This window comes from Nostoc sp. (assembly GCF_036917675.1).
Lineage (GTDB): Bacteria > Cyanobacteriota > Cyanobacteriia > Cyanobacteriales > Nostocaceae > Nostoc.
Genome location: NZ_JBALCT010000016.1, coordinates 259733 through 283152 on the forward strand (window position 1 = coordinate 259733; position 23420 = coordinate 283152).

The 23420-nt window shown below is 43.4% G+C and carries 20 protein-coding genes and 1 pseudogene; 12 read left to right on the top strand and 9 right to left on the bottom strand.

Annotated elements, in window-relative coordinates; all coding sequences use genetic code 11:
- Positions 1-26: 26 nt before the first annotated feature.
- Both V7K31_RS06240 and V7K31_RS06245 read right to left on the bottom strand, forming a co-directional pair.
- Positions 27-473 (bottom strand): hypothetical protein, encoded by a 447-nt coding sequence (locus V7K31_RS06240; RefSeq protein WP_334944052.1) that lies wholly within the window; start codon positions 471-473, stop codon positions 27-29.
- 146 nt (positions 474-619) lie between these two features.
- Positions 620-1852 (bottom strand): anhydro-N-acetylmuramic acid kinase, encoded by a 1233-nt coding sequence (locus V7K31_RS06245; protein WP_335093214.1) that lies wholly within the window; start codon positions 1850-1852, stop codon positions 620-622.
- A 411-nt stretch (positions 1853-2263) separates the two neighbouring features.
- Between V7K31_RS06245 and V7K31_RS06250 the strand changes: the two genes are divergently transcribed.
- From V7K31_RS06250 to V7K31_RS06265, 4 genes are all read left to right on the top strand, one after another.
- Positions 2264-3061: an Npun_F0296 family exosortase-dependent surface protein gene (locus V7K31_RS06250; RefSeq protein ID WP_335093215.1), complete on the top strand. Its 798-nt coding sequence runs from the start codon at positions 2264-2266 to the stop codon at positions 3059-3061.
- 760 nt (positions 3062-3821) lie between these two features.
- Complete coding sequence (smc, locus tag V7K31_RS06255) at positions 3822-7445, top strand: chromosome segregation protein SMC (RefSeq protein WP_335093217.1); 3624 nt, start codon at positions 3822-3824, stop codon at positions 7443-7445.
- Positions 7446-7644: 199 nt separating this feature from the next.
- Complete coding sequence (locus V7K31_RS06260) at positions 7645-8643, top strand: PRC-barrel domain-containing protein (RefSeq protein WP_335093219.1); 999 nt, start codon at positions 7645-7647, stop codon at positions 8641-8643.
- Positions 8644-8853: 210 nt separating this feature from the next.
- The gene (locus tag V7K31_RS06265) at positions 8854-9396 is read left to right on the top strand and encodes a Uma2 family endonuclease (RefSeq protein ID WP_335093221.1); all 543 of its coding nucleotides are present in this window, start codon (positions 8854-8856) and stop codon (positions 9394-9396) included.
- 1069 nt (positions 9397-10465) lie between these two features.
- Here V7K31_RS06265 and V7K31_RS06270 read toward each other — a convergent pair.
- From V7K31_RS06270 to V7K31_RS06285, 4 genes are all read right to left on the bottom strand, one after another.
- Complete coding sequence (locus V7K31_RS06270) at positions 10466-10705, bottom strand: hypothetical protein (protein ID WP_334908605.1); 240 nt, start codon at positions 10703-10705, stop codon at positions 10466-10468.
- Positions 10706-10893: 188 nt separating this feature from the next.
- Positions 10894-11877, bottom strand: a complete 984-nt coding sequence (locus tag V7K31_RS06275) for a polysaccharide deacetylase family protein (RefSeq protein WP_335093223.1) — start codon at positions 11875-11877, stop codon at positions 10894-10896.
- A gap of 265 nt (positions 11878-12142) precedes the next feature.
- Positions 12143-13027, bottom strand: coding sequence for an aspartoacylase (locus V7K31_RS06280; protein ID WP_335093224.1), 885 nt, complete (start codon positions 13025-13027; stop codon positions 12143-12145).
- A 52-nt stretch (positions 13028-13079) separates the two neighbouring features.
- A complete protein-coding gene (locus V7K31_RS06285) occupies positions 13080-14135 on the bottom strand; it encodes a glutathione S-transferase family protein (protein WP_335093226.1) in 1056 nt (351 codons plus the stop codon).
- Between the two features lie 436 nt (positions 14136-14571).
- Here V7K31_RS06285 and V7K31_RS06290 point away from each other — a divergent pair, with 436 nt between their 5' ends.
- The 3 genes from V7K31_RS06290 (at position 14572) to V7K31_RS06300 (ending at position 18568) form a co-directional block, all read left to right on the top strand.
- On the top strand, positions 14572-16071 hold the full coding sequence (locus tag V7K31_RS06290) for a galactose oxidase-like domain-containing protein (protein ID WP_335093228.1): 1500 nt from the start codon (positions 14572-14574) through the stop codon (positions 16069-16071).
- Positions 16072-16184: 113 nt separating this feature from the next.
- Complete coding sequence (locus tag V7K31_RS06295) at positions 16185-17297, top strand: hypothetical protein (protein WP_335093230.1); 1113 nt, start codon at positions 16185-16187, stop codon at positions 17295-17297.
- A 290-nt stretch (positions 17298-17587) separates the two neighbouring features.
- Entirely contained in the window at positions 17588-18568 is a 981-nt protein-coding gene (locus tag V7K31_RS06300) for a 2-hydroxyacid dehydrogenase (RefSeq protein WP_335093232.1), read from the top strand.
- A 5-nt stretch (positions 18569-18573) separates the two neighbouring features.
- Here the strand turns inward: V7K31_RS06300 and rbsK are convergent, their stop codons facing one another.
- Positions 18574-19518 (bottom strand): ribokinase, encoded by a 945-nt coding sequence (gene rbsK, locus V7K31_RS06305; protein WP_335093233.1) that lies wholly within the window; start codon positions 19516-19518, stop codon positions 18574-18576.
- Between the two features lie 171 nt (positions 19519-19689).
- Entirely contained in the window at positions 19690-20202 is a 513-nt protein-coding gene (locus V7K31_RS06310; RefSeq protein WP_335093235.1) for a transposase, read from the bottom strand.
- 76 nt (positions 20203-20278) lie between these two features.
- Between V7K31_RS06310 and tnpA the strand changes: the two genes are divergently transcribed.
- A complete protein-coding gene (tnpA, locus tag V7K31_RS06315; protein WP_335093236.1) occupies positions 20279-20683 on the top strand; it encodes an IS200/IS605 family transposase in 405 nt (134 codons plus the stop codon).
- Positions 20684-20858: 175 nt separating this feature from the next.
- Here the strand turns inward: tnpA and V7K31_RS06320 are convergent.
- Positions 20859-21233: pseudogene (locus V7K31_RS06320) on the bottom strand (IS4 family transposase); the annotation flags it as partial.
- Positions 21234-21310: 77 nt separating this feature from the next.
- Here V7K31_RS06320 and V7K31_RS06325 point away from each other — a divergent pair.
- The 4 genes from V7K31_RS06325 (at position 21311) to V7K31_RS06340 (ending at position 23379) form a co-directional block, all read left to right on the top strand.
- Positions 21311-21475 (top strand): hypothetical protein, encoded by a 165-nt coding sequence (locus tag V7K31_RS06325; RefSeq protein ID WP_335093237.1) that lies wholly within the window; start codon positions 21311-21313, stop codon positions 21473-21475.
- Positions 21476-21494: 19 nt separating this feature from the next.
- A complete protein-coding gene (locus V7K31_RS06330; RefSeq protein WP_335093238.1) occupies positions 21495-21986 on the top strand; it encodes a GNAT family N-acetyltransferase in 492 nt (163 codons plus the stop codon).
- Between the two features lie 173 nt (positions 21987-22159).
- Positions 22160-22837, top strand: a complete 678-nt coding sequence (locus V7K31_RS06335) for a ComF family protein (protein ID WP_335093239.1) — start codon at positions 22160-22162, stop codon at positions 22835-22837.
- A gap of 86 nt (positions 22838-22923) precedes the next feature.
- On the top strand, positions 22924-23379 hold the full coding sequence (locus V7K31_RS06340) for a PPC domain-containing protein (protein ID WP_335093240.1): 456 nt from the start codon (positions 22924-22926) through the stop codon (positions 23377-23379).
- The last annotated feature ends 41 nt before the right edge of the window (positions 23380-23420 follow it).

The following is a 23420-nucleotide window of genomic DNA, read 5'->3' on the forward strand; positions in this document are numbered from 1 at the left end:
TAGATCAACCTTTTTTCCCGGAATTTTTAGGTTGACTGACGCTCTAGACTAGCTTCCATTGTGGTAGTTAAAAAATGACCAGCCAAGATGCCACTGCTGAGGTAGTATGTATCTTCCGAAATCCGGTGTAGGGTTTCAAACCCACTACGACGCTGACGATCGTCTAGTACTCGGTAATGCTGCACAATAGTATCTAGACCAATCCAGCCTTCCCCTTCAACCTGCCCTAAAAGATTGTGTTGCAGTAAAAAAGTATACTGGCGCTCTCCCTCATGCAGCCGCCCCTTGTATTGTAGAGAGATTTCCGAGCGATCGCTACCAGGAAATATCAGTTTTGTGGCCATAGTGAACCAGTTATCTCGATTCCAAGCTACCAAGGTCATACCCTTGACGCTGATTGGCATACCATTACGTTCCAGCCAATTTCCTTGCATTACCCAGCGTCCTGGTTCTAATAAAAAAGTATGAGCCACCTTCTATTCCTGCCTTGATCGAGTACCGCCAAGACTACAGTTATAGCAGTGCTGAGTAATGAAGTGAAAAATGAACCGCGATCGCGTTGAAGAAATTTTTTTATTTGTTTTTCCTATCTCCTAGCTCCTTAATCAGGACTCACTACTCAATACTCACCTTGTTGGTAAATTTCTCCTAAAAGCACTTCTTGAGGTGCCCCAGTGGCAGTAGGTAGGTTCCCAGGAATACCCAAATGTCGCCAGTAGGCTAAAACCGCGAAGGCGATCGCTTCTTTAAAATCTGCGCTCAAGCCGACTTCATCTGTAGTCCAGACTGGTATTGATGTCAACAATAACTGTAATCTTTGTTTCAAATAGAGATTGCGACTACCACCGCCACATAATAGTACCCGTTGTGGCATTTCCGGCAAAAAAGTGCGGTAACTATGGACAATTGAAGCAGCTGTAAGTTCCGTAAGAGTTGCCAGTACGTCGGCAGCATTAAGTTGGTATGCTTGGGCATCTTGTAAACACTGATGCAGGTAAGTCACACCAAATAACTCTCGACCAGTGGATTTAGGGGGTGGTAGATGAAAGTAGTCTTGGTTGAGCCATTGTTCTACCAATGGATGGCAAGGAGTACCATTCGCTGCCCAATTGCCATCTTCATCGTAAGTTTTAGCACCAGCGCTTAAATGCTCCACAGCCAGATCCAACAGGCTATTTCCTGGGCCAGTATCCCAAGCGCGAATTTTTGAGAGCCAGTCGCCATGCCGAGGCGGAATATAAGCAACATTACCAATACCACCAATGTTTTGAATACAACGCCCCTGCTGGGGATGACTGAGTAAATAGGCATCTACTCTAGGAACCAGAGGCGCACCATGACCACCAATAGCGATATCAGCAACGCGGAAGTTGCTCACAGTTGTAATGCCTGTAAGATGGGCAATTAATGCACCGCGCCCTAGTTGCAGACTGTAGCCGAGTGGGGAAGGTGGGGCCCCCTCTGGGGATAAGAGGTAATGCGGAGTGGTTTTCTTCCCCATTCCCCTATCCGCAGGTGGTCGATGATAAACTGTCTGACCGTGGGAGCCAATGAGAGTGGCTGGGTGATGGCCAATTTGAATATTTTGGGCGGCTTGGGCAAAGACAATGGCGATCGCATCATCTATTTCTGCCAATTCTGCCATTGAGATGGCAACGCCTGCACCAACCGCTAATATTCTTTCTCTGAGTTCGGCTGGATAGGGATATGTTACCCCAGCTAGCAACTCAACTTTGAGATCCAATTCTGTACCGGAAATCTCTACTAACGCAGCATCTATACCATCTACGGATGTGCCACTAATTAAACCGATAACGCGAGTAGGAACAGCAGCTTCTTCAGTCGGATGCATTGATAAAGATTCTTTTGTTGATTGCAAGAGGCAGTTTAATTTATGTTACTACCCATGTCAAAAAAACTCAGGTGGCATAGTTGACTAGAGAAAGTTGACACCAAGGACTCATGCCTTCTTTATCTAGAATCCTAAAAATATAAACTGCCTGCAAATCACCAAGTAGCACCTTTTATAAAAAAAGTTTGTTTACAATTCAGCACTGATAACTTTGCGCTTTCTACATAAAGCGATAGATGTTACAGAACTTAACACCAGTGATTTTACTCTAAATGAAGTCCAATAAATTACATTTTTCTCTGGGCGCGATTAAATCTAAAAAGTAGTAATCCTTCTGATGTTGAAATCTAGAAGCACATCGCACAATGGGCTTTGAACGAGAAAAATTTTAAACCTGAGAAGAATTGTAAAATGAAAAGTTTTTTAATTAAGTCCGCGATCGCTTCTGGTGTAGTTTTGTCCTTAGCGACTCTTACCCGTCCTGCAATGGCTTCCTCTTTTACGGTATCAATAGAAAACGCAGGCGTACAAAATGCCCAATTATCAAATCTTGTGAATGCTCATGTACAAACGTTTGATGCACAAACAGCAGGTTACAGTACAGCAGGCTTTCAATCGAGTGATGGAACAACAAATGTTGGTAGCTATAAGAATACCCTGATCCAGAATGCAGACCAATATGGTGGTGCTGGTGGAAAAGGCGAATATTTTGATGTAAACGCCAACATATCTGGTCAAACGGTTTCTACCCTCAATTTGGCAAACCCAGAAAGTTACTTTGGACTTTGGTGGTCTGCGGGAGACGCTAATAATGTACTTACATTTCTTTCACAAGGTAAGGTTGTACAAACTATAACTACTGCTGATGTGGTTAGTTATATTGCAGGGTTAGCAAATAAAGCCAGCTACTACGGTAATCCTAATTCAACATTCAACGGTCAGGATTCTGGAGAACCCTTTGCGTTCATCAACTTCTACGATGTTGCCGGAACTTTTGATCAGGTTCAATTCAGCAATATTGGCGGAACTGGTTTTGAATCAGATAATCACACAGTCGCCACTGGCTACAACAGTATCACCGGTAATGTAGTTACCAAAGCAGTTCCTGAGTCTTCTTCTCTATTAGGAGTTTTTGTGATTGGTTTTGTGGGCGCTACTTCAGTTCTGACTCGTCGAGTCAACAAAAAGTCAGTTTTGCAATTGTCATAAGTGGATGTCTAAGCCAGGAAGTCACCCTCCTGACTCGGCGTTGACAAACCGTGTATGAGACGTTAAGCTCACACGGCTCCTCAATAATTTGGTAAGATTTTCCTGATTTTCTCTCCTAACCCCAAGCTCTACGTTCGCGTAGCGTGCCGTAGGTAGGATTTCCCAACTTCCGACGACAATTTTAAATACAAGTTAGGGCGAGCTTACTTACGGTAGGTTCGCCCTAATCCTTTTACCATTTACAATACCTTCGCCAAAAAAATAGTATGAAGAGAGAGGGCTGACCTAGTAGAGTTATTGTCTCTCACAACGATAACTCAAAAGCTACAAGCAGCCCATGCTCGATATCCTATCACTACTACAATGCCTGTTACCGCAGATAAATGCTACAACAATGCGGCAATTTAACCAAATAATCTTGGCCATGTTATCGATGAGCAGTCGAGTCAACCCCTTCTCTGCGAGACGCTACGCGAACGGGGAATTCACGCATTCACGCATTCACGCATTCAAAATTACAATCCCCATAAATAAATTTAGGGGCTTGAAACAAGGACTTTTTGTGCCTTGTCAACTTGCACATAATTTCTAAGTTGCGCCATGATTCAATCCCGGTTCCGGCATTATTGAGCTTAAGGCTTACCATCGTGGTTTTCGATCTGTTCGTGATTCGATAATCCTAAATTCTCCCCCCTACCCTCTTGCGAATTTTTAATTAGTTGATACACTTGTTCTTCATTAGCCCAGTGAACCAGCGCCTATGGTGCATATCAAGCGCGTGGAACTTACGAACTTCAAATCCTTCGGTGGCACTACTTCAGTCCCTTTGCTACCGGGGTGTACTGTCATATCTGGGCCAAATGGTTCGGGTAAATCTAATATTCTCGATGCACTGCTATTTTGCTTGGGACTTTCCAGTTCTAAGGGAATGCGAGCCGAACGCTTGCCAGACTTGGTAAATAACACTCAAAAGGCTAAAGGACGGGCTTCTATTGAGGCTAGTGTCACGGTGACGTTTGATTTGTCAGATGAAATTTCACACAAAGACACAGAGACACAAAGGGAGGAAGCAGAAGAAGCAGGGGAAGAAAATCCAAAATCCAAAATCCAAAATCCAAAATTGGGAGAGTGGAGTGTTACTAGGAGGCTGCGAGTCACTCATCAAGGGACTTACACATCGAATTACTATATCAATGGTGAAACCTGTACGCTGACGGAATTGCATGAGCAACTAAGTAACCTGCGGGTTTATCCCGAAGGCTATAACGTGGTGCTGCAAGGGGATGTCACCAGCATCATTTCGATGAATACGCGGGAACGGCGGGAAATTATTGATGAATTGGCTGGGGTGGCGGCGTTCGATCGCAAAATTGTCCAAGCCAAATCAACTTTAGATGAGGTGAAGGAAAAGGAAGATAGCTGTCGGATTATTGAAACGGAATTAACTGCACAGCGTGATCGCCTTTCCCAAGATCGGGCGAAAGCTGATAAATATCAAAAGCTTCGCACGGAATTTCTCGCCAAGCAATCTTGGGAAGCTGTTTTATCATGGCGATCGCTACAAGCACAACTTGAAAAGTTAGTTAACGAAATTCAAAGTGGCGATCGTAATTCTAGTGAATTCTCAACCCAACTGACAAACCTAAATTCCGAAATCGTCCAAAAAACTGCTGAACTGGAAAAACTTAATGCCCATGTCAAAGCCTTGGGAGAAGACGAACTTTTGGCAGTACAATCTACCTTCGCCACCCAAGAAGCAGAACGAAAACAACTCCAGCGTCAGCTAACGGAATTAGAAACAGCAACGCAGGAAACTGCCAAACGTCTGGCTCAAACTCAGCAAGAGATTCAAAAATACCGTCTTTCCTTAGAAGAAATTGCCAAAACACAAATTGTAGAGACGCGATTCATCGCGTCTTCACAACAACAAAGAAACGAAGCACAGCAAGCTTTAGAAAGTTCCCGCGAAGCAGCAGCAGAAATCGCCTCGGCTTCGGAAGCGTGGGTGCAGCAGCAAACAGCATTCAACCGTCAAATTGAAACTCTGCTGCAAACTCTGGAACCGCAACGCACCGAACAAGCACAACTCAGAGAACGCAATAATCAGTTACAGCAGCTTATCCAAGAGCAAACTCAGTTAATTGAACGTGACGAACCACTATTAGCAGAAAAACAAGCTGAGTGTAATCAAGTTGAAACCGAATTTAACGCCTCTAGCGAACCCATCCAAAATTTAGCCCAAAATCTTTCAGCCACAGAACAAGAATTGCAAATCCAACAGGAAACCCAAAAGCGCCTTTTGTTAGAACAACGGGAAAAACAACGCCAGTTGGATAAAATAGAGGCGCAGGCGCAGGCACAGCAAGAAGTCCAGGGAACCCAAGCTAGTAAAGTCATTTTACAATCCGCAATGCCTGGACTTTGTGGCTTAGTTGTGCAGTTAGGAAAGGTGGAACCCCGCCATCAGCTAGCTTTAGAAATGGCTGCCGGTGGACGGTTGGGACATATTGTGGTAGAAGACGACAGCATCGCCGCAGCCGGAATTGAACTGCTCAAACAGAAACGTGCTGGGAGGGCGACTTTTTTACCACTGAATAAAATTCACGCTCCCAAATTTACTCAAGATGCAACGCTGCGTTTCGCCAACGGCTTCGTTAACTATGCTGTTAACTTAGTCGATTGCGATCGCCGTTACAAAGATGTATTTAGCTATGTTTTCGGTAACACGGTAGTATTTGCCAACCTTGAAGCGGCGCGGAAAAACTTAGGATTGTATCGCATCGTCACCTTAGACGGGGAACTGTTGGAAACTAGCGGTGCAATGACTGGTGGTAGTAATACTCAGCGTTCGGCATTGCGGTTTGGGAATGCGGAAGCGGCGGAATCTGATGAAGCGATCGCTTTAAGAAGTCGCTTGGTGGATATTGAGCGGGTTTTAGAGCGTTGTACTGAGGCGATCGCAACTTTATCAACCAGAATCAAAAAACTGACGCAAGAACTCACAGAAGCACGTCAGGTGCGGCGCGAACAGCAGTTGCAATTAGAACAGTTGCAGAAAGATATTAAGAGTTTAACAGCGCAATTAGAGGGGACGCGATCGCAACTCGCCCAAAACAGTGAAAAGTTAGCCACTGCTCAAGCTCGATTGGAAATTTTAGAGCGGGAATTACCGGGACAAGAAACTCAGTTGCAACAATTGCGACACGCTTTAGCCGAGTTGGAAGCATCGCAAACGCCTAGCGAATGGCAGCAAATCCAAGCGACAATTAAAATTCAAGAGCAACAATTGCAACAACGGGAGACAGCATTACGCGAAGCTGAACAAAGATTAAAAAATTTGGAAAATCAGCAACAACGTTTGCAAGAAAAAATCCAAGAAGGTGAAACGCGAATTACAGAATACGAAACCCAACAAATCTCTTGTAGAGACGCGATGAATCGCGTCTCCACCCAAATCACAACGATAGACGACCAAATCACCCAAACCCGCGCCAATCTCAGCCAAATGGAACAGAATTTGGGAGAAGAGAAACAAAAACGCGACGCCACAGAACAGGAAGTGCGATCGCATCTTTTGCGTCAACAACAATTGCAATGGGAAATCCAAAAACTCCAAGAAACCCAAGAGAAGCGGCGGGAGGAATTAGTTGCTTTGCAAAGTCAGTTGCAGGATGTGGGAGCAGAATTACCAAATCCGTTGCCGGAAGTTCCAGATCAGGTAGACTTGGAAGAATTGCAGAAAGAATTGCGATCGCTTACCAAACGCTTACAGGCAATGGAACCTGTGAATATGCTGGCGTTAGAAGAATATGAACGCACCCAAAACCGCCTTCAGGAACTCACGCAAAAATTGCAAACTTTAGAAGGGGAACGCACCGAATTACTTTTGCGGATCGAAAATTTTACCACATTGCGGCAACTTGCCTTTAGAGAAGCTTTCGATGCTGTCAACGAAAACTTTCAATCGATTTTTGCCATTCTGTCCGACGGCGACGGCTATTTACAACTCGAAAATCCCGAAGATCCCTTTAGCAGTGGACTGAATTTAGTCGCGCACCCCAAAGGCAAACCAGTACAGCGCCTAGCTTCCATGTCTGGGGGAGAAAAATCGCTTACAGCCTTGAGCTTTATCTTTGCCCTGCAACGTTATCGCCCATCGCCATTTTACGCCTTTGACGAAGTGGATATGTTCTTAGATGGGGCAAACGTAGAACGATTAGCTAGAATGATTAAACAACAGTCACAACAAGCGCAATTTATAGTTGTGAGTTTGCGTCGTCCGATGATAGAATCAGCCGAACGCACAATTGGCGTTACTCAAGCACGAGGAGCTTACACTCAAGTTTTGGGGATTAAGTTACAATCATCCAATACATCTGTTTGAGTTTTTGTTAAAAATAGTGTATAGATAAACCACGTCATGTGCGACTTTCTCTCAAACCTAACCCCCAACCCCTTATCTAAAAGGGTTGAGGAGCAAAAATCAAAGCCTCTCTTCCACAGGGGGAGAGGTTTAGAGAGGGGTTGCAAGAATAAGTCGCACAACGCGTTAAACCGGATTCGAGATCAGGACTCGGTATAGAATGACCTCTGAACAGATAATTAGGCGTTCCGACATATTAAATACCCAGGTGATTACCCGCGACAACGGCAAGCGGTTAGGCATCATCAGTCAAGTCTGGGTTGATATTGATCAACGAGAGGTTGTGGCACTTGGTTTGCGAGACAGCCTGATCTCTATTTCGGGCATACCGCGCTATATGTACCTCAACAACATCAACCAGATTGGTGATGTCATCCTGGTTGATAACGAAGATGTAATTGAAGATATCGAAGTTGAATCTCTCAGTAATCTGATTAGCTGGGAAGTAATTACAGAAACAGGTGAAGTATTAGGCAAAGTTCGGGGCTTTAAGTTCAACGCCGAAACCGGGAAGCTTAACTCCATAGTCATTGCTTCTTTAGGATTGCCCCAAATTCCCGATCAATTTCTAAGTACTTACGAATTCTCAGTGGATGAAATTGTCAGCACAGGCCCCAATCGGTTGATTGTCTTTGAGGGAGCCGAAGAACGAGTAAACCAGTTAACAGTTGGTTTACTAGAGCGCCTGGGTATCGGCAAAGCGCCGTGGGAGCGCGATGTAGAAGAAGAATACGGCTACACTCCACCGCGCCAAGTTGCACCCGGCAATCAACTACCTAGCGGAGTGCCATTGCAGCCACCCAAGCAAAAAGTTCGCGCCCCCGAACCCGTAGCGCGGGAAGAAGAATGGAATGAAGATTATGTGGAAGATGAAAGGCCACAGCGTCAGGTAATGAGGGCGCAGCAGTATGAATCGATTCAATACGAAGAAGATGAGGAAGAAGATAACTGGAGCGAGGCAACGGGCAGCGACAGGTATCAACAACCGCAGCAACCGCTAAAATATGAAGCCCAGCCCATCAGGAAGCCATACGTTGATGAATACGATGATTATGACGACGTAGAGGGCGATGCTTGGGAAGATGCGCCGAAGCCCGTGAATATTCCCAAGAAAGTCAAGGAAAGGCAGCCAGAATACGAAGAAGAAGGCGGATATTAACTAATTCGTAATTCGTAATTCGTAATTTAAGCCAAAAATTACGAATTCTTTCTCAGATAAGTTCAGCTCTCTCTTTGCAAGCAAGGAGGGGGCTAATTTTTTAGGATAATAGTGTTAGACCTGATGATCGCTTCGCTCCTAGAGAGGTCTATAAGTATTACGGTATAGTAATTTTAGGCTCAATAAAGCGATCGCTCCTAGAGAGGTTTTATGTCCCTAACGCTTGAAGACTTGGAAAAAATGCAGCAACAGCACCCTGACTTTCGTATGGAACTAGTCAAGGGTAATATTATTGTCATGAGTCCATCAGGATACGAATCAGATGAAGTCGCCGCCGCGATGATTGCCCAGTTATCTAACTGGGTTAGACCGCGCAAACTTGGACGAACAGCAGCTTCTAGTGCTGGTTTCAGATTGCCAAATTTAGATTTGCGCGCACCGGATGCCTCATTTGTTTTAGCCGAACGCTTGCGTCGCAGTCCGAAGTCTTTTGCTCAATTGGCTCCCGATTTGACTGTAGAGGTGAAGTCCCCTAGTGATAACTTAGAGGATTTGAGAGCCAAGATTCAAGAATTTCTGAGTTTGGGAACTAAGGTAGGAATTTTGCTCAATCCAGATGAGCGGATTGTTGAAGTTTACAACCTTGGACAAGAGGCAATAATACTTCGTGATGGCGATATTTTAACAGTTCCCGATTTGCTCCCAGGATGGGAAGTACCAATTGCAGATTTGTGGCCTCTAGAGTTTGACTAGGATAGTGATGAAAAAGAGGGGAAAAGGGAACTCTATATTTAAAAATAGAGGTCTAAATCTCCGTCACAAAACCTAATTACTTTAGCGTAGCGGTAGCGAGTCTGCGAATTACGAATTACGAATTGATTTTAACTTTCAGTAGTTTAAAAACTACCGAATAGGGACGTGTTTTGGAATTGAACAGCTTCTGGTCGTTTTTTGCAAGATGATATCGCTCTGGGGTAATTCTTGGCTCTTCAAATTCGTCCACAGAAAAACCTGCTGCCTTGAAGACTTTCCAGTAATCGGAAAGGGGTCAGCGTTATTTTTAACACTTTCTGTATTTGGTAGTCTATCAAACCAGTCTTCTACTATCTACGTAACTAGCCTAATCCGGTATCCATCGAGCAAAGTAGCCATGAGTAACTTAAGTGAAGATGCGTCTGAACCATCGTGAACTGAAACCAGCGAAATAAGGCTATCAGGAAAAAATACCAAAGGAAAGGGTAGGACAGACCGTAATTGGTTTGAGGTGTTCAGAATACACAAATTGGAGCAGAGCATGATTAGGCACAGTGACAACACTAGTGAATCTTGGAAGACAATACCGTGGAAGAAACTCCGCCGTAATATATTCCGCATCTAGCTGAACAACACCATAAATTTGCTCGTGCATTAATAGATGGGTATTCTTCCAAAGCCCATAAATCAGGATGATTGACCGCCCAAGTTCAACAGAAATTCTTTCGTGCCCAGTTTTTGTAATACATCGCTGTTGCGAATTCGCTATAACCGAGATAGAAATACAGCGATAAATATTAGAGCATAAGGTATCAGATGGCTATTGGGGGAAGGTGACGCTCGTTGCGCGAAAGCGTCTCCCCTTGGGAGAAGACTCGCTCTAAGCGAAGCTATGCCGTTGGCGCAGCCTCTCGTAGAGAAGGCTTTACGCTCCGCTATTAGCCGTCTCTGCTGTAAGAGGGGAGGTAAGATTTCATGCTGGGCGAAAGTCTAAGTGGAGGCACTGCTCAATTAGTAAATAAATCTACCACTAACCCGCTACTCCGGGTTAGTGGTAGGTAGTTTAGGCTCAATCTTCATGCCGTAACTGCCATACTGCACCGAAAGCAGCCCCAGCCCCAGCTAACAATCCGGTACTCATCCCTTCGATAGTTTTTTGGATTGGATTTTGAGTTAGACACTCACTTGTAACCTTACTGTCTTCCAAGCAGAGACTACTTTCTGCCCAACCGGCAGTACCTCCTAAAATTACACCAGTTATACTACAGCAAACAACTAGCAGTAAAAGACGTTTATTTTTTCTAACCATAGATAGATGTTTCCAAGATTGAATATAGTAAATCCCACTCACTTACTTTACATATTCTTGCCAGCAAATGTCAGCTGGTTTCAAGAGAACTGGCTCCCCTGAAAAGCCTCCGATTTTTACAGACAAAAGTTTTATAGAGAGGTCAAAGTTTATTTTGCGTATAATTAAGGATATAAATTTGACTGATATTACCTCTTTTGAGGTACTAATACAGGCAGTTGACGGGCGCCGGCTACGAATTTGGCGTGTTGTCCAACAGTCAAAACATTGAAGTGACTGGATATAAGTTCTAAACTTTTATTCACTATTGCTAGCTTTTTGTAGGTGGGAATGCTCATACCAGGAAAGAATGATAGTTCTGGCACATCCTCTTGACTTAAAAAGTCTGTAGGATGGAGTAGCAAAGAAGGTTGGACGCGTGTAAGTTTACACAGCCATAGGGCAATTCGCAGGTAGAGTAACGCTACTTCCGAAGAAAATGTACTCAGATACATTATGTAACTGAAGTGAATTGGCACCTTAAAAATTGGCATAGTGGTAACGGGAATCTCAGTGAGTTTATCCTTACCCATCTGCCACTGGTAAGCTTTCAGAGGCTGCAAACCGTCTTTGAAACCGCCAAACAGAGCTTCCCGTTTTTTGCGTTCTTCCTTGCTCAGTTTACAAGTCATCAAATAATACGCTCGTGCTATCGGCCCCAAAAATGTGGGAAAAGTCGAAGCATCATATTCGTATCCCCGTCGTGCTAAGACTTTCAATACCGCAGGAGAAAAACTGTATCCAGGCCCCCGAAAGCCGATAGGATGTTGATGAGTGACCCGCTTGATATGTTCTTCAGCGATCGCCACTTCTTCTTCAATCTCATCCTCTGAATAAAGATGTAGCCAAGGATCATGGTAAAATGAATGATTGCCAATTTCGTGACCAGCATCAGCGATCGCTTGTAATACCTTGGTGTTCTTTTCCAGCGCTGCATCCTGACCCACAATGAATACTGTGATTGTCAAATCCCATTGCTGGAGAATATCTAAAAAACGAGGTACTGCTATATCCAGGTAAGAGGGGAAAGTCTCCCAACCCGGAACGCCCTGATTTTTTAGATAAGACCAAATATTATCCAAATCTAAAGAAAGACTGGCTATTGGTTTGTTTACTGGTCGCTTGGTTTGCATTATTAGTTCAAGTATTTGGACAATTTTTTTGCGTAAATTATAGTCTTAGGTTTGGGCTTTATCGGTCAAGTTTCGCACTTCAACTCAGGGCTTCTAAGCACTTTAGTGTTTACTACAAACCCTTGATTACTAGCTTGACAAAGTACTCGTATACTGTAGCGGAAGTTTGCCTACCTTTAACAACGAGTTTGAGTAGGGGCAATTCAGGAATTGCCCCTACTTGTCTGGTTAATTGAGATAATAGCTGGATTTTTGCCAAGCTGTACTAGATATTGATTTGCTGCCTCTGAGTCAAACACATTGCAATTCCCTTTTCGTAGTAAGCTGCCTCATTAATAAAAATAGGCCAAACGGTAGATGTTCCCTCATAAATAATTGTTTTATCATCAAAAGTTATAAAAATTGGATCTCCTGGATTTAAGGGTTGATAATCCTTGTCCTGAAGCTCTGAATGAATCATTCCAAAGATTGTCCCATCCTGTTTTTTTGGATAGTCCACAACTAATAAGTGGTCATAGAGAATCAAAGTTTCGTAAGTTGATAGAATTTTACCCTGGTTAAATTGTTCCAGATAGTCCAGAACCGCATAAACAAGTTCCTCTGTTTGTTGGAACAGCTCCGCTTTTAAGATCCCTTGGGCAATGGGGCCAACCTCGATCGCAAAGCCTAATTCGCACAGAGAATTTACAAATGGGTTTTCTTCAATTGATTTAAAAGAGCAGCGATAAATCCTAATCAAAGGACTTATATGGCTCAGATAAGCAGCCAATTTTAAGTTTAAGGGATGACTGTTTACCAAAATAATTGTCAGACCCATATTAGCTGTACTGCTGTGCAAATCTAAAATGAAATCTGCTTGTTTATCCCCATTTGATGCTAGGGTGTCCTGGATTGATTTAGCTTGCAATTCTTCGTAACTGTTCCGAGTCGGATCTTGTAAATCTTGTTTGAGAAAACAGCGATTTAAATCCTTCTCTAGATATCGCCTCCCCGCCGCAAAAGCGTAAGGATTTGCTAACAGAGTGACTGTCTCAAAACTTGCTCTAGTAATTAAATCGGGAAACTGGGCAAATTTTTCGATCAGGTAAGCCCCTGTAAACTCATTGCCATGAGTTCCACCAACAATTGCAACTCGATTAATCTGGTTCACGATTACACCAACTCCCGAATGCAGCCATCGAGGTATCAGTTTTCAATGTACCTTATGAAGGATTCAGTTTGCCGATGCGATCGCGCCCATGTGGTTGATTAAGATCAGACATATCAGGCCCATCGGGAATTATCCCACCGGGATTGAGTGGGAATAGGTTCCCGTAGTAATCTCGCTTCACACTCTCTACATCGCAGGTGTCAGCAACACCTGGAAGCTGATATAGATCACGCAGATAAGCTCCCAGGTTCTGATAGTCTCGAATTCGCCGCCTATTACACTTAAACAATCCGTAGTAGGCACTATCAAACCGAAATAACGTTGTAAATAAACGAACATCTGCGAGCGTGAGATTGTCCCCACACAGATATCGACTATTTTGCAATGCAATCTCAATCTCATCAAGAGTTGCGAACAGTTCATTACAAGCTTGATTGTATGCTTCTTGAGTTTGGGCAAAACCGCAGCGATATACACCGTTATTTACGGCGTGATAAATCTTCTCATTCCACCAGTCAATTTTTTCTTTAAGTTCTTCTGGGTAGAGATTTAGCGTCGGATTATTGGCGAACTCGTTAAACTGAGAGTTCAGCATCACGATAATCTCTGAACTCTCATTATTAACAATAGTTTTTGTTTGGTTATCCCATAAAATTGGAACTGTGACGCGTCCACTGTAGCCAGGTTCTGCCATCTGATAAAATTCAGCTAGTGTACGGCAACCCTGTTCTTCTTGGTTGAATATCCAACCGCCTTCAATGGGAGAAGGAGAGACGATACACACTGATATTACCGCTTCAAGTTTTTTGAGCGATCGCACAACCAGGGTTCGGTGCGCCCAAGGACAGCCCAGCCCAACATAAAGTTTGTAGCGCCCCGTTGCTGGTAGGTAAGGATTCCCTGACTCTGTGCCAATGAACTTCCGAAACTGGCTATTAGGACGAATATACGCTCCCGACTGATTGCTAGGAGCAAGCTTTGACATCATAATCTGCCACATAGTTGTCCAGACATACTTTCCCAGCCAGATGATCAGCTTGGGAGGGAGTGTCCTGCCCTTTTTCTTTGGGAGATTTTTCTCGTCATCCATTGGAGTTGACTTGCTCATGGCGACAATCTTGCTTTGGGAGGGATTGACGTTACCACTGATTCTACTCAGTAGGTTTCCATACTTACAACCCACTCTGAGTTTTACTACTTTACTTTACTACGCTTTGCCTGTATTGTGTATCACGTTCCTTACAAAAAGTCTTTAAGCTAATCGTCATTTGAATTGCATCTTTTTGTCTAGATTTAAAAGCATCGTTCACCCTGATCTCAAAAACCCAGTGCAAGGCTTAATTGGATACTGGACAATATAGACATTTACCAGTGTGATTACATATTTATAAAGTTTATTTTACATGAAGTTGATATAAACAACATCGCATCTTCACATTAAGTAATCCGAAAAAAGTATAAATAAGTATGGATATAAACTTAGAAGAAATTACTGAAAGAAAGAACAAGAACATCAAAATTATGTAGGAGTAATTGTAAATAAAATGACTCAACCAAATCACGAGACTAACTTTCGAGAGGAAACGGATTTAGGGACTTTTATAGCTCAGGGTGTTGCTACAGACAAATGGCAGGTATTGTCATATAGTCTTCCAATCCTACCTATGCATGCCGCTCTACTTCGTACTGGTAAGATATTATTTTTCTGTGGCTCAGGTAATGATCCCAATAACTTAAATACTCCCTATGACAGTGTGGTCTGGGATGTAAACAAGGGAACCTTGTCCCATCAAGCGCCTTTATTGGATAGTAATAATCAACCTATTGACCTTTTTTGCTCCGGTCACGCCTTCACCCCTGATGGTCTGTTAATGGTTGCGGGTGGAACTCTGCGCTACGATCCATTTTATGGTTCATTCTCTGTTCTAGTGTTTGATCCCATTACCGAGAAATGGGTCAAGAAGCCATCAATGAATAATGGGCGCTGGTATCCTACTTTGTTAACACTAGGCAGTGGTCGGATATTTGCAGTGTCTGGATTGGATAAAGATGGCAACCTCAACAGACAACCAGAAATTTATTCTTCTACATTTGCAAATGGTTGGAACGCTTTTCCAACAACTAGTTCCATACCGCAATACGCACAGCTATTTCTACTAAGTAGTGGAAAGATATTTTATTCAGGTGCTTACATGGGCGGCAGTCGAGTGACAGCAAGGATACTAACCCTGCCAGGGACATTTACAGAATCCATTACAGAAAAACCGGTGCCAGGGCTGCAAGCCCCAGATTTCGGTAATCAAGCTGCCAGTGTGCTTTTACCACCTGCACAAGACCAAAAGGTGATGATTATGGGTGGGGGTAATAGTACTACGACAACAGACCCTACGGCAACAAACAGGGTGAATATTGTAAATCTAAAAGCTACTAACCCAACTTACATACCAGCAAGGTCTCTAAAAAATGCTCGGATGCATCTGAGCGCCGTTTTGTTGCCCGATCGCACAGTGTTTGTTTGCAATGGTAGCAAAATGAATGAGGACATAACACAATCAATGCTGCCAGCAGAAATCTACAATCCAGTTACAAATACCTGGACACCAGTAGCTAAACAAAATGTCCCCCGCGTATATCACTCGGTGGCCTTGCTCCTGCCAGATGGTAGGGTAGCCACAGCTGGGGGTAATCCCAGACGCAGGGTCAATGAACTGCGATTAGAAATCTACAGTCCTGCGTATATGTCGCAGTCACGACCAATCATTCAGAAGGCTCGTCAAAGTTTGAGCTACGGGCAGCAATTTACGATTCAGACACCCCAGGCTGGGAATATTAAATGGGTTAGTCTGATTAGACCAACGGCAACCACCCATTCCTGCGATGGAGAACAAAGGTTAGTGGATGTACCGATTAATTTTAGGAACTCTACTTCTTTGAATGTCACGGTGACAGACAATCGAAACATAGCACCACCAGGCTGGTACATGCTTTTTATTAGTGACAACAACGGCATACCCTCAGTAGCAACCTGGACGCAATTATCTTAGCCTTAGGGATTTCCAACAAATAAATTCAGTAGTTGAGTATTTTTTTATTTGTCAGTCCCTTGCGCGTTTATGTTCAATACACTGCACTTTAGCTAAATTCTAGGAGTGGAAATATGAGTTACAAGCTATCACGTCGAAAATTTGGCCAGTTGGCACTTACTGGAACTGTAGTATCTGGACTTAGCTATCTAAGCAACAAAGCCTTGGCGCAAACACCAAGTTTAAAAATTATTGGTATAAGTTCTGGCAAGATCATCAGCACTGACCAAAGGGCTATTCCAGAGGTAAACACCACTGAATTAGACAGCACTGACTTAAACAGTCTACTCACAGATATTAAGCCTGTAGGACTAGGACTTGTTATGCAATCCTTAGTTTCAGGAAAGACTCAAGTTCTAACTCCATTAGCCTCTCAGATACTTGCCAAGCGCGATACAGCTTTAGTAGAGTCTAATGATGCATTGAGTGTGTTCAGTTCTTTAAGTGATGGCACACTTGCCGATCGCATTAGAGCTTTAGTAGACCCTGATCAGATATTGAGTAACTTGACTTCTTTAAGGGATGGCAAACCTAGCGATCGCGTTACACCTTTAGTAGAGTCTAATGAGATATTGAGTGGTTTCACTTCTTTAAGCGATGGCACACTTGTCGTAGCCGTTACTCCTGTTAGCACTACTAGCATCCAGGCACCAGCTACTCGCATTACATTTTTGAGTACACCTGTAAAAACTTTGATAGTCTCAGGACTTAACCAGGATCAAGAACTTGGGAGCTTGCTAGGCACTAATGATGGGCGACTCATCGGTTTAGTAGGTAAGAAGAACGGTACACCGCCGATCAGATTGGTAGATATTAACATTCAAACAGGAGAGATCAGTTCCATCAGTAAGGTTCAATTCCCAAGCGATGAGCGAGTCAGCAATCTAGCTCAGTCCCCAGACGGAATACTCTATACTTCTCTAGTTGGATTCGATGGTAGTACAACTCTGATGCAGCTAGATTCAAATCAAAAAGAACCGATCAAACTGGCACAATTACAACTTAATGGTCAAGCATGGAATAATGGCTTACAAAGCTTGGTTTGCTCTGCAACAGGTCAACTCCTCGCCTTTGGAGTCATGAGGTATCAAACACCTAATGTTGTGTATAGCATAGATAAGAACAGTGGAAACATGACTCGGCTACAAGACTTTGATGCTACTCAAATTACGCTTGCTCGTAAGTAGAAAGAATTGAGCCGATATCTAGCAAAAAAAAAGTGCCAAGCCCTCGTATGCACTTGAGGGCTTTTTATCAACAATACCTTCGCCAATTTACGAGTATTGATATAGAGCAAACCTAGATACAGCAGATTGCAACAAGCGTGAGGTAGAAATTATCGTAAGGGCACAACATTGTTGTGCCCTTACCTGTTGTCTTGGGCTATTTAGGCAAAAGCTAGACTAACTCTATTTTTGGCGAAGGTATTCTGACTTTGAGAGCATTTTAGGTATATAATCTGTTCGAGATCAACAATATGCCTCAAGTGAAAGTCTTTATCAGTCGTCGCCTGCCCATCGAATTGGAGCAACTGCGATCGCTTGCTACTGTAGAAGTGTGGGCAGAACGCCAACCTCCTCCCTACGAAATTTTACTAGAAAAAGTCAAAGAGATAGATGGATTGCTCTGTCTACTGACTGACCAAATTGATCGGCAACTGATCGAGTCTGGGAAACTCAAAGTTATCAGTCAAATGGCGGTGGGTTACGATAATATTGATATTTGTGCCGCTACTGCACAGCAGATTCCCGTGGGTCATACTCCCGGTGTGTTAACTGATGCTACCGCAGACTTTACCTGGGCATTATTGATGGCAGCTGCGCGGCGAGTCGTGGAGGCAGATCGGTTTACTCGTGCAGGGTTGTGGCAAACTTGGGAACCAGACTTGTTATTGGGGCCGAATGTTACAGGTGCTACTTTAGGGATTGTTGGTTTTGGGCGCATTGGTCAGGCAATCGCTCGTCGTGCCAAAGGCTTTGAAATGCGAATTTTGTATACGAGTCGGCAACGATGCAAGGCACAATTAGAACAATCTCTAGGTGTGGAGTTTGCGACCTTGCAACACGTACTTCAAGAGTCGGACTTTGTGACACTGCATACACCATCTGCTGATGATACTTATCATCTGATTAGCGATCGCCAATTTGAGTTGATGAAGCGATCGGCTATTTTGATTAATACAGCGCGGGGAACTATTGTAGATCCCGATTCTCTGTATCGTGCCCTTGCAAGTGGTCAAATTGCCGGTGCGGCTGTGGATGTCACTGAACCAGAACCGATTCCCACCGATAGTCTGTTGTTGACCTTAGATAATCTCATTATTGCACCTCATATTGGTAGTGCCAGCCACCAGACGCGCTCAAAAATGGCTTCAATGGCGATCGCTAACTTAATCGCTGGACTCACAGGCGATCGTCTAGTTTATTGTGTTAACCCTGAAATTTATACCTACCCTTGAAAGCCTCATTTCCCCCACTCCCTACTGCCCACAACTCTATCCCTAAGAAACGCATCAAATATAAACCTATCGGCTAGCGAAGTTTGTGCGCCTGGTTTTGTTGTCGCCAAAGCACCTGCTGCGGCACCCCAAACAACTGCCTGATGTAAAGAAAGTCCTTCAAAAAGTGCTGCCGTTAAGCCGCCATTAAAAGCATCGCCAGCAGCTACTGTGTCAACCGCATGAACTGGAAACGCCGGTACAAAAAACTTTTCCTCAGCAGTGGCACAAAAAACGCCTTTAGCACCTAGTTTAACGATCGCACATTTCACACCCCGTTGTAATAAAACTTCAGTTGCTTTTGCTGCTTGTTCCTCTCCATCCACAGGAAAACCGACTAACTGCGCGGCTTCAACTTCATTCGGTGTGATAATGTCCACTAACGGGTAAAGTTCATCTGGGAAATCAGATTGTGCGGGTGCAGGGTCGAGAATAACGGTTATTTTGGTTTTTCTTGCGGCTTTAGCTGCTGCAATCACCGCAGTAATCGGAATTTCTAATTGTAAAAGCAGTGCTGTAGCTTCTGGTAATAAATGGGACAATCGTTCTACATCTTCTTGATTGACACACCCATTTGCACCAGGAATTACAATAATTTGATTTTCACCAGCATGATTTACAGCAATGATGGCGACTCCAGAACTAACAGTCTCATCCACGAAAATATTATCAATCTGCACACCAGATGCTTGCAAATTGTTGACAAGTTCCACACCAAAACCGTCTGCACCTACACGCCCCACCATTTGGATAGGAATTCCCAATCTTGCTAATGCTACGGCTTGATTAGCTCCTTTACCTCCCGAAACTTGAAAAAAGTCTTCTCCTAGCAACGTTTCTCCTGGGACTGGCAACCGGGGTGTTGTTGCTACCAAGTCTATATTTATGCTGCCAAAGACGATAATGCTCATTTTTGTTGATCTTTAAAGTCCTTTAGCCTAATACTACAGCAAGCGATCGCAACTGTTGTTTTGCCAATGGTAGAGGTCGAATATTTGCAATCACATTTTTTGACAAAACGATTCAATTTAACGCGAATATTATTTGCTTTGACACTCTCCTGCCTAAAGGCGAGGAGATTCTTAAGACTTCGCAATCTTAATATCCTGTTTACACAGGTTCCCAAACTCACCACGTTTGCTCTTAGAGCGTGGTGATACCGCCAGTTGTTCTACTTGGGGTCTCCCCAAGTAGAACAACTGGCTTACCTTTTGGGCGTTTTGGTGATTAACACCTAGTTTCGCGGAGTCCCCACGTACTATTTTAAAACCTCTATCTCTGATAGTTTTTGCAGCAGCGATGTCAGCGTGTTCGTAATGTCCGCATTCTGTACAAATGAACTTCTCACCATCACGATTTGATTTATCGATATGCCCACAATTTCTGCATTCTTGGGATGAGTGTTTAGGATTAATTTTAATTACGACTTTTCCTTGCTTTGCAGCGAGATACTCAATCTTTAAAATTAATTCACCCCAGCTTGCATCAGAGATAGCGCGGTTCAATCCTTTTTTCCTCGATTGTCCGTTCTTTAAAAATCTCCCGGTTATTTCATCAGTTTTTACTCTTAGGCATAATTTGTTAGCAAATACCATCACCTCCCTTTCTGTTGATTAGTTTATTTGATTATCCAATATAAATATACAAAGTCCAATCAGCGATTATAGAAGAATGGCAAGTTTTTCTCCAGACGAATACAGGCATGAAGGTAACGCAATATCACTTCTTAACTACCACTTCGTTTTTATCCCTAAGCGTAGAAAGAAGGTGCTAGTAAACGCAATAGCGGAACGATTACAAGTAATTATCTGTGAGGTTTGTAATGAGAATAGATGGAAAATTATTGCAATGGAGATTATGCCCGACCATGTTCACTTATTTTTAAATGTGAAACCAACAGATAACCCGTCCCAAATCATGAACAGGATTAAAGGACGGGCTTCTCATCATTTAAGGAAAGAATTTCCAGAATTACTTAAACTTCCAACTCTCTGGACACCTAGCTATTTTGTTTCCACTGCTGGAAATATTTCTACAAAAAATGTAATAGAGTATATTGCACACCAAAAAGATTAAGTCGGAACACCCCCATTCGGTGCTACCAGCTTTCATCCCCTGCCTGAAGTAAGAAAAACGCAACTGCGTTGCTGTTTCTCAGGGGTTTTCAGCATTTCCCTTATAAAACTAAAGAAATAATCTTCTTACTCAGTAAAATCTAAATCATTCTGAGCATTTAAATTTCTCTGAACCCGATTACTTGCTCAAAAACTTGTGCAAATAATTCAATTGGCAATGTTCGCAATCGTTTTGACACTGCTTGCACACTCACTTCCATTCGTTCCACCCATAACAATCCCTCTTGTGACAATACCCTTTGTACTTCTCTTAAGCCTGGAATTTGGCGATACACTAAACTCACAACGATCGCCATCATCACCGGTAAGGTCAATATTCTGTCTCTGAATTGTTTGTTTTGTTCGTTTTCATACAATTTCAGGGGTTTAAAGTTGCAGGGCGATAGCAATGAAAATATCTCTTGCTCGATTTGTTCGATGGGCGGCGCTGGCACATGTTTTTGCTGCCGCAGGTCTGGGTTTCCTTTTGGCGCTGAACGTTTTGTACTCATGATGTATCACTAAGAACATCAACTAAGATGTGATTAGTGATACATTTTATGGTTTCATTTTGCTTAAGTTGACACTAATGAGCATTGCTGTGCCCCGACGACAGATGTGGTTCAAGTACTTGAATTCTGCTGTAATTACCACCGTAGAGATCGCTTTGAGAGTAGCGCCTGAAATCGACTCTGCAAGAATTGCTATTTGCTGGGTAAATTGGGATATAGATGCGGAAAAATTTTCTCTGTAAACTTGACCAGCAAATGGTAATGAAAAACTATTATCAAGATTTTATAATTCGTGATTGGGTGGAAAGCGATCGCACTAGAGCCGCCGAAGTCATCAGTTATGTATTATCAGAATACGGTCTGGGTTGGGAACCAAAGGGCGCTGACCGAGATGTGCTGCAAGTAGAGGAATATTATTTAGCTACTGGGGGAGAGTTTTGGGTAATTGAACACCAAAGTCAGTTAGTAGGTACTGGAGCTTACTACCCGATACACCGTGGCGAAAAAGCTGTAGAAATCCGCAAAATGTATCTTTTGCCCAGCATCAGGGGTTTGGGACTGGGGAAATATTTGTTACAACAGCTAGAAGCAGCGATCGCACAGCGTGGATTTAAACAAATTTGGATTGAAACGGCCAGCGTTTTGGTGGAAGCAGTCAAGCTGTATGAAAGCAACGGCTACACTCTAGCAACGGTGGATGTAGAAACAACAAGGTGCGATCGCGTGTATGTTAAGTCACTGCACAACAGTTAAAGGAGTTAACTCCTAACTCCTAACAGACGCAATGAATCGCGTCTCTACTCCTAACTCCTAACAGACGCGATGAATCGCGTCTCTACTCCTAACTCTTGTACAGACGCGATGAATCGCGTCTGTACTTCTAACTCCTGTACAGACGCGATTAATCGCGTCTCCTAACTCTTAAAATGCACATTTGGACTAAAAATCTCACAGGCTTACTCAATCTTTTTCTCCAATCCCATTGTCCCCTATGTCAACGTGCAACTTCCCAAGAATTCTGTCAGAACTGCACCAGACAACTACAAAAATGTCAACGTCAAGACCCGATTTCTTTATGGCAAGAGCCAATACCAGTGTTTGGCTGGGGGGAGTATGGTGGCCCGGTGAAACGGGCGATCGCGGCGATGAAATACGAAAATCAACCCCAAATCGCTCGTCCTTTGGGTCAATGGTTAGGAGAAGCATGGTTGTTAAATTCACCAAAGCGAGATAGCCAGCCTGTGGTAGTTCCCATCCCACTCCACGCTAGCAAGCAAAAGCAACGTAAATACAATCAAGCCGCACTCATAGCACAAAGCTTCTGCGAAATAACCGGATTAAAATTGAAACTAAACGGTTTAGCAAGAGTGCGAGAAACTGAAGCGCAGTTCGGTTTGTCGGGATCTAAACGAGAAAAAAACTTGGAGAAAGCTTTTGCTGTTGGGCAAGAATTTTGCGATCGCCCCCCGAATGTCCCAGTGCTGTTAGTGGACGACATATATACTACAGGTGCTACTGCCAGGTCTGCTGTGCAAACACTTCGTCAGCATGGAATTGTGGTCTTAGGATTAGTAGCAGTAGCCACTACGGCCAAAGACGGATAAATTAAGAATTAATGGGCAAGCTTTGACAGATTAGTGCATAAATTGACCAAATTACCCTATTTTTGTGGAAAAATTGTTTTAAATGTATGAATAAAGTTTTTGCGGTGGGTTTAAAACAACTCATCATCATTCCTGCCACGTTGCTGGCAATAGGTATTAGTACAAGTGCAGCTTTTGCTCAAAATAAGTTGTATAGTCCAATCCCTTTATCTAACAGTACTGAAATTACTGATACCCTCTCAGACAAAGATATTCCCACAGGTCAAGGTGGGTTTGCCCGTGATTACGCAGTGAAGTTACAGAAGGGGGATAATTTAGCAGTTGACCTGTCATCGGAAAACTTTGACACCATGATCACACTGCTGGCACCTGATGGTTCGACTGTGGCAGAAAATGATGATGGGCCTGATGGTACTAGCAATTCTCTACTATTTACTCGCATTGTAGAGACAGGGAATTATGTTATTCGTGTCCGGTCTTTTGGGGAAACTGGGGTTGGGGCTTTTAAACTCAAAGTGACAAAGCTGCAACCGATTAAATGAAGGGCATGGGGCATGGGGCATAGGTTATTTTCCTTGTCTCC

Coding starts and splice junctions, on each gene's coding strand:
- V7K31_RS06245 (WP_335093214.1), bottom strand. CDS start 1,852: ATGCATCCGACTGAAGAAGCTGCTGTTCCTACTCGCGTTATCGGTTTA.
- V7K31_RS06250 (WP_335093215.1), top strand. CDS start 2,264: ATGAAAAGTTTTTTAATTAAGTCCGCGATCGCTTCTGGTGTAGTTTTG.
- smc (WP_335093217.1), top strand. CDS start 3,822: ATGGTGCATATCAAGCGCGTGGAACTTACGAACTTCAAATCCTTCGGT.
- V7K31_RS06260 (WP_335093219.1), top strand. CDS start 7,645: ATGACCTCTGAACAGATAATTAGGCGTTCCGACATATTAAATACCCAG.
- V7K31_RS06265 (WP_335093221.1), top strand. CDS start 8,854: ATGTCCCTAACGCTTGAAGACTTGGAAAAAATGCAGCAACAGCACCCT.
- V7K31_RS06270 (WP_334908605.1), bottom strand. CDS start 10,705: ATGGTTAGAAAAAATAAACGTCTTTTACTGCTAGTTGTTTGCTGTAGT.
- V7K31_RS06275 (WP_335093223.1), bottom strand. CDS start 11,877: ATGCAAACCAAGCGACCAGTAAACAAACCAATAGCCAGTCTTTCTTTA.
- V7K31_RS06285 (WP_335093226.1), bottom strand. CDS start 14,135: ATGAGCAAGTCAACTCCAATGGATGACGAGAAAAATCTCCCAAAGAAA.
- V7K31_RS06290 (WP_335093228.1), top strand. CDS start 14,572: ATGACTCAACCAAATCACGAGACTAACTTTCGAGAGGAAACGGATTTA.
- V7K31_RS06295 (WP_335093230.1), top strand. CDS start 16,185: ATGAGTTACAAGCTATCACGTCGAAAATTTGGCCAGTTGGCACTTACT.
- V7K31_RS06300 (WP_335093232.1), top strand. CDS start 17,588: ATGCCTCAAGTGAAAGTCTTTATCAGTCGTCGCCTGCCCATCGAATTG.
- rbsK (WP_335093233.1), bottom strand. CDS start 19,518: ATGAGCATTATCGTCTTTGGCAGCATAAATATAGACTTGGTAGCAACA.
- V7K31_RS06310 (WP_335093235.1), bottom strand. CDS start 20,202: ATGGTATTTGCTAACAAATTATGCCTAAGAGTAAAAACTGATGAAATA.
- tnpA (WP_335093236.1), top strand. CDS start 20,279: ATGGCAAGTTTTTCTCCAGACGAATACAGGCATGAAGGTAACGCAATA.
- V7K31_RS06325 (WP_335093237.1), top strand. CDS start 21,311: ATGAGCATTGCTGTGCCCCGACGACAGATGTGGTTCAAGTACTTGAAT.
- V7K31_RS06330 (WP_335093238.1), top strand. CDS start 21,495: ATGAAAAACTATTATCAAGATTTTATAATTCGTGATTGGGTGGAAAGC.
- V7K31_RS06335 (WP_335093239.1), top strand. CDS start 22,160: ATGCACATTTGGACTAAAAATCTCACAGGCTTACTCAATCTTTTTCTC.
- V7K31_RS06340 (WP_335093240.1), top strand. CDS start 22,924: ATGAATAAAGTTTTTGCGGTGGGTTTAAAACAACTCATCATCATTCCT.